Origin of the sequence: Paraburkholderia sp. RL18-085-BIA-A, assembly GCF_046027075.1 — a bacterium.
Lineage (GTDB): Bacteria > Pseudomonadota > Gammaproteobacteria > Burkholderiales > Burkholderiaceae > Paraburkholderia.
In genome coordinates this window covers 1-12057 of the sequence record NZ_JARESU010000083.1, presented here as the reverse complement: position 1 = coordinate 12057, position 12057 = coordinate 1, and the positions used below count along the sequence as shown (strand labels likewise).

Below are 12057 nucleotides of genomic sequence, written 5' to 3'. Positions count from 1 at the left end.
ATATGCCGAGGAAGAACATGGGGGAGACGGGATAAGCATAGATCCTGGCCCCCCGTACGCACTGCGGCGCAGTGTCTCACCTGACCTATTGCCCGTTGCCCCGGTTGGGCATCGACCGGTGTCGAGTGAAACGCCAAGGTATGGCCGATCCTCTGCCGGTCGACGCGATACTGACGAACGTCACTATATGGGGTCGAGATGGGTCCGATGCGTCCGGCAACACACGGCCAGGCTGGACCGTTCGCCCGCGCAATTGGACACGCATTCGAACGTCGGTCTATCGGAAGCGGCCCTTCATTCGCCACGCTGACCCGTCGCCTCGTCGGCCATCTCGGAAGTTCGGATTAAGCCGAGGCCGGTCATTCTGCGCCAGTCACAACAATAGTCCCGCTGGTCAGAGGCCATTGTCACAGGGGGCTGGGTTTGGTCCGTTGGCTTGTGCTGCATCCGTGCGAACGGTTGCCGTCGATGCAGGTTGGCGCACTGGACCCGGAGGGTCGTTCGCCGTGTACTCGACAAAGCCGTCTTGCCGGCAGAAGCTCAAGAGACGCATGCCGGCACGTTGAGCGATGTCGATCGCGAGCGAGGTTGGCGCCGATATCGTGGCGAGCAACGGAATGTTCATTCGCGCCGCCTTGCGCACGAGCTCGTAGCTCGCCCGGCTCGACAGAAAGACGAAGCCGTCCTGCATGTCTTCCCGGCGGCGAGCGAGGCCGCCGATCAGCTTGTCGAGCGCGTTGTGGCGGCCCACGTCCTCGAACACCTCGACGACGGAGCCGTCGGGCTTGCACCATGCCGCAGCGTGGATTCCTCCTGTCTCGCGCATCAGGATCTGCCGGCCCGGTAGTTCGCGCGCGGCCGATTCGATTGCCGAAGGCGATACGTCGACGGCACCCTTTCGACGCGCGATCTTCTGCGGTTGCAGATCCAGCAATTCGATGCTTTCGATCCCGCATACGCCGCAGCCGGTACGGCCGGCGAGGGCGCGCCGCTTGCCTTTTAATTGCAGGAACGCCGGTTGTGCAATTGTCAACTGTACCTCTGCGCTGTCGGCGTGCATGAAGACTTCGAGATCGTAGATGTCGGCCGCGCGCTCGACGATGCCTTCGGTCAGCGCAAAGCCCACCGCGAACGCTTCGAAATCGAGCGGGGTCGCCATCATGACCGCGTGCGAAATGCCGTTGAAGACGAGCGCGACCGGGAATTCCTCGACGACACGATCCATGATGGCCGTCGACAGGCCTCGCCGGCGGCGAACGATCGGGCGCGAAACGCTTCCTGTATGTTCGGTGGCTAGATCGCAGGACATCTTTTCTCCTTCAGGACAGTGGAGTGCAGGGCGTCGCGCTTGAGCCGGCCCGCATTCCGTTTGAGGCATCGTACGCAAGCGGTGGCCGGCGGGAGGGTACAGAGCGGTCTGAATCGGCAAGCTACAGAATCGCGGTCGCGCGATGCAGCCTGCGTTTACGTCAGCTGGTAGCGCCGGCCCGGCTTCGCTTCGGCAGGAAGCGCTTCGTCGCACAGTTCGAGCAGCGAGCGCTCGATATTGCGTGTCATCGCATCGAGCGCCAGGTTGTTCGGCGCAATGCCGAAGGGCTCGGCGACTTCGCTTGCGATCGCCTCGAGCGCAATCAGCGTGTAAGACACGAACACCGAGATGAGGGGGGTTGCGATGCCGATCGAATCGACCAGGCCGAACGGCAGCAGCAAGCAGTAGGAGTACACGGTGCGATGAAGCAGCACGCCGTACGGGTAGGGTATCGGGGTCGACGCGATCCGCTCGCAGCCGCCGACCATCGTTCCCAGTTCGTTCAACTGGTTGTCGAACATCCACACCTGCGTGTCGGAGATCGCGCCGCGCCGCTGCAACTTGCTCACCGCCTGCCGGACCTCGTTCAGGAGCGCCGTGGGCCGATAGCGTTTCGCCTGTAGCACGCGGGCGCGCTCGGCGCCGACGTAGCGCTGGAGATCGGGCGCCGGATCGGTCTTGCGCAATTGATGCTTGAGCGCATAGACGAAGCCGATGATCCCACGCACGAACTCGGTCCGGTCGAACTCCGGCGCATCGTCCGGCACGTAGCACAGCGCTTGCGACGTCAGATTCCGCGCCGAGATGAGGATAGTCCCCCAAAGGCGCCTGGCCTCCCAGAAGCGGTCGTAGCTTGCGTTGTTCCGAAATGCGAGGAAGATCGTGAGCGCGACACCGCACAGCGTGAACGGCGTGGTGTTGAGCGGAATCATCGGGCCGAAATTGTACCGGTGGGCGATGACCGCCAGTAGCCCCACCAGCGTCAGGACGGCCAGTTGCGGGATAATCGATTGAAGTACCGATCCGTTCCACACGAACAGCATGCGGAGCCAGTTATGTGGGGGCCTGACGATCACTTAGCGCTCCAATGTTTGCCGGTGTAAGGCTGTCGATCAATGGTGGACCGGAATGACCTTGCCGCGGAACAGGTGATACTGGTACAGGTTGTAGCCGATCATGATCGGCATCACGGTGCCGATGCCGATCAGCATGAAGATCAGCGTGCTGCTGTTCGATGCGGCAGACGCGATGCTCAGCTGTCCCGGCACGATATCCGGGAAGAGGCTGACAGCGAGGCCGGCGAACGACGCGACGAACAAGACCATCGACGCATTGAACGGCCCGTGCTCGCTGCCCATATACACCGAATAGAGGACGTAGCAGAACGCCAGCGCCGCGACGATCGCCAGGGCGACCAGCACATGGAACACTCCGGCTTGTGCCCAACGCTCGGCGCCGATCGGACTCACTATCAGCGTGCCGATCGAGATGACGATGGCGGCGGCGACGGTTGTGACGACCGCGATCATCGAGTAGCGCCGTGCAGCCGCTTGCAGCCGGCCATTGGTCTTCTTCACGAGCCACGTTGCGCCGAGCAGCGCATAGCCCGACACGACGCCGATTGCGGTCATCGCGACGAATCCCACGTGAAGGCTGCCCGGCAACAGGCCGGTGATGACTTTGCCAAGAATCACCCCTTGGCACGCAGCGGCTAACAGGCTGCCGATGCCGAACACGCGGTCCCATATCGGCCGTGCGCCTGTCGCGGCGTGACGGAATTCGATCGCGGCGCCACGCATGATCAGGCTAGCGATCAGCACCATCACAGGCACGTACAGGTCCGACAGCAAAGTCGCATACGCAGCCGGGAATGCGCCGAAGAGGGCGCCGCCGAGCACGACGAGCCACGTTTCGTTGGCGTCCCAGACGTGCCCGATTGACTGGATCATCAGGTCTCGCTCGGATTCCTTCGAACGGAAGAGACTCAGGATGCCGACACCGAGGTCGAAGCCGTCGGTGATCACATAGAGCACGAGCATCAGCCCGATCAGGCCAAACCACGTATGGCTTAGCAAACTTTCAGCGGTGACTGGATTCATTTTGGGTAACCTTTCTCGATGAACTTGAATGGAGGCGTCGTTGGCTCTCAAGGAAACGCCAGGCCGCCCCAAGTTTTCTTGGCCCCCCTTGGGGCCTGGCGCGAAGCGAGTGGTCTGGTGGCCCTTAGTACTCGACCGTGGCTTGCGCGACGGACTGAGGCGACAGCGACGGCTCGGCCGGGGGCGGTAGCGTGAGGTCGGGTCCGTTCTTCAGCCAGCGGCGCGCGAAGTAGAAGAACGACGACAGCAAAATCACGTAGAAGACGGCGAACATCACCATGCTGCCGGTAATCGCAATGGGAGAGATGGCGGAGGCCGCGTGTTCGGTGCGTAGCAATCCGTACACGACCCATGGCTGGCGTCCGACTTCGCGCACGATCCAGCCGCATTCGACCGCGATATATGGCAGCGGAATGGCCAGCACCCATGCGAGCAGCAACTTACGTTGCGCGAGCAGCGCATCGAGTTGGCCGCGCGCCTTGCGCAACGCGAATGCAGTCCAGAAAGCAAGGACCATGAAGAGGAAGCCGATACCCGCCATCGCGCGGAACGTGTAGTAGAGGAGTGGCAGCAGCGGCGGCTGGTCGGCGACCGGAATGTCCGCGAGACCCTTCACCTGGCCATGCAGGCTGTGCGTGCCGAGGACGCTCAGCATGCCCGGGACTTCGATCGACCAATCGTTGCGTTGTTTCGCCTTGTCGGGCCATGCGAGCAGCGACCAGGAGGCGCCGGTGCCGGGGGCGTTGGTTTCCCAGTGGCCTTCGATCGCCGCGCCCTTGGCGGGCTGAGTTGCGAACACGTCGACGCCACTCGAATCGCCGAGCCAGATCTGCACCGGCGCGACGAACACAAGCAACAGCAGCGCGAGCTTGAATGAACGCACGAAGAACTCGGGGTTGCGGCGCTTCAGCAGGTAGTAGGCGGAAAGCCCGGCGACGACCACGAGGCCGGTTTCAAGCGCGGCGAACCACATGTGCGACACGCCCCAGGCCATGTCAGGGCTGAAGATTGCTTTCACATAATCGGTTACGACGATCTTGCCGTCGACGACCGCGACGCCGGCTGGCGTCTGCATCCAGGAGTTGGCCACCATGATCCAGAACGCTGAGATCGACGATCCCAGCGCGACCATCGAGGTGGCGAACAGATGCACCCCCTTCGGCACACGCCCCCAGCCGAGCATCATGATGCCGACGAAGCCCGCCTCGAGCATGAAGGCCATCGCGCCTTCGAAGCCGAGGATGTTGCCGAAGAACTGGCCGGTGAATTGCGAAAACGGTCCCCAGTTGGTGCCGAACTGAAACTCCATCGGAATGCCGCTCACGACGCCGACGGCAAAATTCAAAACAAGCAGCTTGCTCCAGAAGCGCGCATGGCGATACCACACGACCTCACTCGTGCGCACCCAGAGAATTTCGACGACGAGCAGAAAGGCCGAGAGACTGATCGTCAGAATCGGCCACAGGATGTGGAAGATGGCGGTCATTGCGAACTGGCCGCGCGCGAGATGTAGGGTTTCGAGTGGCATGTCGGTCACCAGGGGTAAGGTGGAAATCGGGTGAGCGCGCCGGCCGGCGCGCTGCTCAATTCATGAGGGGGTGGGCTCACGCAGCGGCGGCGGCCGGCGGCGCTGACCGATGCAGCAGCACCGGGATTGACTTCGAGGTCGGCGTGTTGCACACGTCGCCGACGCTCGTGAGCGGGACGAGCGGGTTCGTCTCCGGGTAGTACGAGCCAATGCAGCCGCGCGGAATGTCGTACTCGACGAGCAGGAACGAGTCGGCCCGACGTTCGATGCCGTCGTCCCACACGGTCGTCATGTCGACCCACTCGCCTGCATCGAACCCGAGCAATTCCAGGTCCTTGGGGTTCACGAACACGACGCGGCGCTGGCCGAACACGCCACGATAGCGGTCGTCGAGCGCGTAGATCGTCGTGTTGTACTGGTCGTGCGAGCGGGTCGTCATCAGCGTCATCACGCGTTCGCCGTGCTGCTTTTTCGCGCGGCGTATCGGGGTGTCTTCCTCGATCTGGTGCACGATGAAGTTGGCCTTGCCGGTATGCGTCTGCCAGTCGCGTTCGCGGGAAGCGACGCGCAGGTGAAAGCCGCCCGGATGCGCGATCCGTTCGTTGTACTGCTCGAAGCCGTCGAGCACGCTCTCGATCGCGTCGCGCACGCGCGAATAATCCTTTGCGTAGCCGAGCCAGTCGACTTTCGCGCTGCCGAGCGTCGCGCTCGCAATGTGCGCGACGATCGCTGTTTCCGACATCAGGTTTTTCGACGCCGGGGTGTTCATGCCGTACGAGATGTGGACCATGCTCATCGAGTCCTCGACGCTCACGCCTTGCGACACACCACCCTGGATATCAATTTCGGTGCGGCCGAGGGTCGGCAGGATCAGCGCGTCCTTGCCGTGTACGAGATGGCTGCGGTTGAGCTTGGTGGTGATATGGACGGTCAGGTCGCAGGCGCGCAGCGCATCCCACGTGCGCGGCGTGTCGGGTGTCGCGATCGAGAAGTTGCCGCCGAGGCCGAGGAACACCTTCACATGGCCTTCGAGCATCGCTTCGATCGTTTCGACGACGTCGTAGCCGTGCTCGCGCGGTGGCTCGAAGTCGAACACCTGGCCGAGGCGGTCGAGGAATTCCTGCGACGGCTGCTCTTCGATGCCGACCGTGCGGTTGCCCTGCACGTTCGAGTGGCCGCGAACTGGACACAGGCCAGCGCCTTCGCGACCGATATTGCCGCGCATCATCATCAGGTTCGACAGCATGTGCACGGTCGCGACCGAGTTCTTGTGCTGCGTGAGGCCCATGCCCCAGGTCGCGATCACGCGCTTGCCGTTCGCGTAGATGCGTGCAAGGCCTTCGATGTCTTCGCGAGCGACACCCGATTCGGCTTCGAGCGCGGCCCAGTTTTCGGCGCGCAGATCGGTTGCGAAAGCCTCGAAGCCGGACGTGTGCTGTTCGATGAACGCAACGTCAAGAATGCGTTCGCTGCCTTGCGCGAGCGCTTCGTCATCGAGTTCGACCACGCGCTTCGCGACGCCCTTGAGCAGCGCGAAATCACCGGCGAGCTTCGGTTGGATGAAGGTCGATGCGATTTTCGTGCTCGACATCGTCAGCATCTCCAGTGGGTGCTGGGGACTTGAGAAACGCTCGAGCCCGCGTTCACGCAACGGATTGATCGACACGATGGTGGCGCCGCGTTTAGCGCATTCGCGCAGCTCGCCGAGCATGCGCGGATGGTTGGTCGCGGGATTCTGGCCGAAGATCAGCAGCGTATCGGCGAGCTCGAAATCGTCGAGCGTGACCGTGCCCTTGCCGACGCCCACCGTGGTGGGCAGGCCGCGGCTCGTCGCCTCGTGACACATGTTCGAGCAATCCGGAAAGTTGTTGGTGCCGTACATGCGCACGAACAATTGATACAGGAATGCGGCTTCGTTGCTTGCGCGGCCCGACGTGTAGAACGCAGCCTGGTTCGGGTTGTCTAGCGCTTTCAGGTGCCTGCCGATCAGCCGGAACGCGTCGTCCCAGGAGATTGACTTGTACTTGTCGGCGAGCGCGTCATAGACCATCGGGTCGGTCAACCGGCCGTGCTGCTCGAGTTCGTAATCGGTCTGCTTCATCAGCGTTTCGACCGTGTACTCGTCGAAGAACGCGGGCGTCACCCGCTTGCTGGTCGCCTCGGCGGCAACCGCCTTCACACCGTTCTCGCAGAACTCGAAGGTCGAAGCATGTTGCCGGTCCGGCCACGCGCAGCCGGGACAATCGAAACCATCAGGCTGGTTCTGCTTGAAGAGGGTCTTGTAGTTGCCGCCCGCAACCCTCTCTTTGATCAGGTTGATGGCAACGTACTTCAGTGCGCCCCAGCCGGCGGCGGGGTGGTGATAGGGCTCGATGCGACCCTGTGGCTTTGATTTTTCCATGACGTCGGTTCCGTAGACTTTACGCTTTGCCTGCGTCCCGGATGTCGGGCGTATCGCTTGGCGCATGCTGTGACTGAAGGTTAAAAGCGTTCGGCCACGCGCGAAGCGCACACATTCGCGGCGATGAAAAGGGTACAGTTCTAGTACGATGCCTACGCCCGTAAACTGTGCTCTAAAAGGGTACAGTCGACGGTCAAAAGATGGGGCGGCGACACAACTCAACTCGCGCCGGGGTGGTGCGCGGGCCGTGCTAGCTGGAGGGAGTCGATGAAGCTATACGAAAGATTGGCGGCGGACATCGAAGGCCAGGTTCTGCGCGGCGTGCTTCGGCACGGAGATCGCATTCCTTCGGTCAGGCAGACGAGCCAGCACCACAAGCTCAGCATCACGACGGTGATCCACGCGTACTTGCTGCTCGAAAGCAAGGGCATCATCGAAAGCCGCCCGCAATCCGGGTACTTCGTTCGTCTCACGCCGGACGGTGCGGGCAGTAAGGCTGCGAACGAGCTGCTGACTTCGAAGCCGATCGCGGTGTCCGCGCACGTGGACGTGAGCCGGCTCGTGTTGTCGACGCTGCGTTCGATCGGCGCCGAGTCGGCGACGCCGCTCGGCTCGCCTTACCCCGATCCGAAGCTGTTCCCGTTCGACAAGATCAACCGCTACGCGTACAACATCACGCGCCGCAAGACGCAATGGGGCGTGACCGACGAACTGCCACCGGGGAACCCGCAATTGATCCGACAAATCGCGCGGCGGTACTTGGAGAACGGCGTGTCGGTGGATCCCAATGAGATTGTCGTGACGCTCGGCGCGACCGAGGCTATCAATCTCTGCTTGCAGGCGGTCGGGAAACCCGGTGATACGGTGGCCGTCGAGTCGCCAACGTTCTACGCGATGCTGCATGCGATCGAGCGGATGGGAATGCGCGCGATCGAAGTCGCGACGCATCCTCGTGAAGGAATAGATATTGGTGTGCTTTCCCGGCTTCTCGACACCCGCCGCATCGCCGCGTGCATGGTGATGCCGAATTTCCAGAATCCCCTCGGGTTCCAGATGCCCGACGAGAAAAAGCGCGAGCTGGTCGAACTGCTGGAGCGGCACGACGTTCCCGCCATAGAAAGCGACGTCTACAACGAACTGTACTTCGGCGACTCGCATCCCTCTCCCCTCAAGTCCTACGACACGAAGGGGCTCGTACTGCACTGTGCGTCGTTCTCGAAGAGCCTGACGTCCGCGTATCGGATCGGCTGGGCGATCCCGGGTCGTTACCGGGACCAAGTGGAAAAACTCAAGTTCCTCAACACGCTGACGACACCGTCGATCCCGCAGCTCGCGATTGCCGAATACCTGGAGCACGACGGCTACGAGCATCACTTGCGCCGCGTGCGCAAGGTGTATGCGCAGCAGGCGAACCTCATGGCTGCGATCGTCAAGCGGTTTTTCCCCGAAGGCACGCGCACGTCGCATCCGATGGGCGGGTATGTGCTTTGGGTCGAGTTGCCGCCAAACGTGGACTCGATGAAGCTCTACCAGCTCGCGCTCCAGCAAGGCATTACGATCGGGCCGGGCTACATGTTCTCCACGACGAACAGCTACCGCAATTTCATCCGGCTCAACTATAGCTATACGTGGTCGCCGGAAATCGAAAAGGCGCTGATCACAGTCGGCAAGCTCGTCGGCGTGTGCATGCGCTAAGCGTCGACACTTGCGCGCGGCCTTATGCCGGAGCTGTCAAGTCGACGCGGCAGGCCTAAGCGTCGGTGCAGCTCCAAATGAGGTCCAGTCGCGTGCCTGATCCAATGCGCGATCGTATCGAGGATCATGTGCCGCCATACTGTTCGGCGCGCGATAGGAGATATGCGCCGAGGACAAGGGTCGCAGCAATGTTCACGATCCCGAGCGTGCGTTAGGCGCTAACGAATACTTCGATAGATACCCGCGTATGAGGCGAGTCGATATCAGCCGCCCGTCACCGGTGGAAAGAACGCCACTTCACAACCGTCCGCCAGTTCGAAACTTCCCGCGCGCAACACATGATCGACCGCCGCTCGAACGGGACGCCCCGTTGCGAGCGCTTCGCGAAGCCCCGAACTGCGTTGCGCCAGCACCGTGCGCAAGCTGTCCACGGTCGGCGTAGCGCTCGCGCCCGCGTTTAGCGTGACTGTTTCGTGCGTCAGTCCGGTTGCTTCGCGGATGCTTGCGAAATACTTGACTTCAATCTTCATGTTCGACGCCTAAGCAATGTGTTTGGATGCCGCCTAGCCCCCCACGAGGGACATGCGCACGGTCGGATAGACCTTCTTTGAACCGACTCGCGCGCGCACGCCGCGCAGTTCCGAATATCGGTCGTCACGGTCTCGCCAGCGGGCGAGGATTTCCTGCGCAAGGGCTTCAGGCGCAAGGGCTTCGCCAAGCCACGGCTTGAGATCGAGCGATCCCGTTGCGAAGAGGCACGTGAACATCTTGCCGTCGGAGGAGACGCGCGCGCGCGTGCAGTCTCCACAAAACGGTTGTGACACGCTGGAAATGAACCCGACGCTTCCGGCGCCGTCCACATAGTCGAAGTTGCGTGCGGTGTCGTTGGCGCGTTGCGTGAGCAGAGGCTGAAGTGCGAACTCGCCTTCTATCAGGCGCCGTGCATCGTCGGAGGTGAAAACGTTCTTTCTTGCCCAGGACGCGGCACCGCCAACGTCCATGAATTCGATAAAGCGGACGACCACACCCGTGTTTCGAAAGTACCGCGCGATCGGCAAGATTTGGTTCTCGTTCACGCCCCTCTCGACAACGGTATTGACCTTTACCGGCGACAGACCTGCCGCCGCTGCTGCTTGAATGCCTTCCAGGACCCGTGCAACCGGGAAACCGACGTCGTTCATCCTTTGAAATATGGCATCGTCGAGACTGTCGAGACTGACGGTCACGCGCCGCAGACCTGCATCGCGCAGCGAGCGCGCCTTTGCTGCAAGCAGCGAACCATTCGTCGTAAGCGCGATTTCGACGTCCTTGCCTTCGGGTGTACGAAGGCGAGCAAGTCTCGCGATCAGCGTCTCGAGATCCTTGCGCAGCAGCGGTTCGCCACCCGTAATGCGGATCTTTTCGACGCCGAGCATGACGAACGCCTTGGCCAGGAATGTCATCTGGTCGAACGACAGACGCGATGCCGAACGAAGGAACGGATAGTCCTTCATGAAGACTTCCTTCGGCATGCAATACGTGCAGCGGAAGTTGCACTGATCGATGACCGACAGCCGCAAGTCTTTTAGCGGCCGCCCCAGTTTGTCCGTGCATTCGGACAGAAGTGGCGTCGAATTGGCTTCTCCCGACGCGATGGGAGGTGCTGCGTGGGCGCTGCGCAATGCGTAGTGGATGGTGCTCACGTCGACCTCCGTGTGCTTCATGGCAAAGAGTGGTTGTTTCCGCGTGCGCGGTATGCGGTGCGGCGCCGAATTCCGGCTGCTCGACCGATTCATGCGGCAAAGGATAGGGCGAAACCAGCGCACCGAACGAGTACAGTCGTTCGCCCATTGCAGGAGCACACACGACATCACAGCGGAGACGACGCAGCCCGGCGCGAACATACGCATGTTTGATTGCCGCGAATCGCGCCTGCAAGTCGCGCGAACGCAGTCCAAGCGTTACGCAGCAACTCCTTGGCGCTGATCAGTTTTACCAGCTTGATACATTCGTTCGATGGCCGCTTTCCGCGACGTCGACCGTCTCTTTGGGTTTGGTCACTGCGGTTATTTGAGGGTCAAAGCAGCGGTTCGCTCGACTACTCGTCGGTTGCCGGCCGAGAAGTTGCCGACTGGCTCGAAGATATGAACGGCCGTTGTACCTCGGAAGCTGCCGTTGACTTGGTGCATGCTTGAAGGGCGGTTCCTGGCCGAGGGACTAAACCGCTCGCGCGGTAGGGGCTCCGGCGCAACGCCGGTGGCAAATGAGAGGTCCGTGACGCGATTGCTTATGTTGGCGAATGAGGCAATCCGCCTCGTTCTCCAGCAGGAGCCCCATCATGACCCCCTCCGATACCGGCGTCAGCCCGCTGCGCCAGCGCATGATCGACGACATGCGCATGCGCCAGCTTGCGCCGAAGACGCAGGACACCTATCTGCACATCGTGCGCGAATTTGCCCGCTTTCTCGGGCGCTCACCTGACACGGCCTCCGTCGAGGACCTGCGGCGCTACCAGCTGCATCTGGTCGATCACGGCACCTCACCCGTGTCACTGAATGCCGCGATCACAGGACTGAAGTTTTTCTTCGAGATCACGCTCGACCGGCCCGAGCTGATGGTCAGGATGCAGCCGGTGCGCGTGCCCCGCACCTTGCCCGTCGTGCTCAGTCCCGATGAAGTGCGGCGGTTGATCGAGGCGGCCGGCAACCTGAAGCACCAGACCGCGCTGTCGGTCGCGTACGGGGCCGGGCTGCGCGCGAGCGAAGTGGTGGCGCTGAAGGTCACCGACGTCGACAGCCAGCGCATGACGCTGCGCATTGAGCAGGGCAAGGGCCACAAGGACCGCTACGCGATGCTCTCACCAGTGCTGCTCGAGCGCCTGCGCGTCTGGTGGCACGTGGCACGGACCCAGGGCAGGATGCCGGATGGCGGGTGGCTCTTTCCCGGGCGAGATCCCGTTGACCAGCTTAGCCTGAGGCAGTTGAACCGCGTCATTCATGCCGCCGCCGAGGCCGCAGACATCGACAAACGCGTATCCATGCACACC

The 12057-nt window shown here is 62.0% G+C and carries 9 protein-coding genes; 2 read left to right on the top strand and 7 right to left on the bottom strand.

The window, feature by feature from the left end:
• Positions 1 to 394 precede the first annotated feature (394 nt).
• The 5 genes from fdhD to P0D89_RS35570 form a co-directional block, all read right to left on the bottom strand.
• Positions 395 to 1309: a formate dehydrogenase accessory sulfurtransferase FdhD gene (gene fdhD, locus P0D89_RS35590; protein ID WP_408360336.1), complete on the bottom strand. Its 915-nt coding sequence runs from the start codon at positions 1307 to 1309 to the stop codon at positions 395 to 397.
• A gap of 155 nt (positions 1310 to 1464) precedes the next feature.
• The gene (locus P0D89_RS35585; RefSeq protein ID WP_408360334.1) at positions 1465 to 2385 is read right to left on the bottom strand and encodes a bestrophin family protein; all 921 of its coding nucleotides are present in this window, start codon (positions 2383 to 2385) and stop codon (positions 1465 to 1467) included.
• Between the two features lie 36 nt (positions 2386 to 2421).
• Complete coding sequence (gene cydB / locus P0D89_RS35580) at positions 2422 to 3408, bottom strand: cytochrome d ubiquinol oxidase subunit II (protein WP_408362969.1); 987 nt, start codon at positions 3406 to 3408, stop codon at positions 2422 to 2424.
• A 124-nt stretch (positions 3409 to 3532) separates the two neighbouring features.
• Positions 3533 to 4936 carry a cytochrome ubiquinol oxidase subunit I gene (locus tag P0D89_RS35575; protein WP_408360330.1) on the bottom strand — a complete coding sequence of 468 codons (1404 nt, stop codon included), beginning with the start codon at positions 4934 to 4936 and terminating at the stop codon, positions 3533 to 3535.
• 76 nt (positions 4937 to 5012) lie between these two features.
• Positions 5013 to 7337, bottom strand: a complete 2325-nt coding sequence (locus P0D89_RS35570; RefSeq protein ID WP_408360328.1) for an FdhF/YdeP family oxidoreductase — start codon at positions 7335 to 7337, stop codon at positions 5013 to 5015.
• Between the two features lie 267 nt (positions 7338 to 7604).
• Between P0D89_RS35570 and P0D89_RS35565 the strand changes: the two genes are divergently transcribed.
• Positions 7605 to 9032 (top strand): aminotransferase-like domain-containing protein, encoded by a 1428-nt coding sequence (locus P0D89_RS35565; RefSeq protein WP_122174487.1) that lies wholly within the window; start codon positions 7605 to 7607, stop codon positions 9030 to 9032.
• A 263-nt stretch (positions 9033 to 9295) separates the two neighbouring features.
• On the opposite strand, the gene P0D89_RS35560 is transcribed toward P0D89_RS35565, so the two are convergent.
• Together P0D89_RS35560 and moaA are read right to left on the bottom strand one after the other, a co-directional pair.
• Positions 9296 to 9562, bottom strand: a complete 267-nt coding sequence (locus tag P0D89_RS35560; RefSeq protein WP_122174486.1) for a MoaD/ThiS family protein — start codon at positions 9560 to 9562, stop codon at positions 9296 to 9298.
• A gap of 33 nt (positions 9563 to 9595) precedes the next feature.
• Positions 9596 to 10735 (bottom strand): GTP 3',8-cyclase MoaA, encoded by a 1140-nt coding sequence (gene moaA, locus P0D89_RS35555; RefSeq protein ID WP_408369785.1) that lies wholly within the window; start codon positions 10733 to 10735, stop codon positions 9596 to 9598.
• Between the two features lie 614 nt (positions 10736 to 11349).
• Between moaA and P0D89_RS35550 the strand changes: the two genes are divergently transcribed.
• Positions 11350 to 12057, top strand: a 708-nt coding sequence (locus P0D89_RS35550) for a tyrosine-type recombinase/integrase (RefSeq protein WP_408377936.1), incomplete at its 3' end; no start/stop codon positions are given.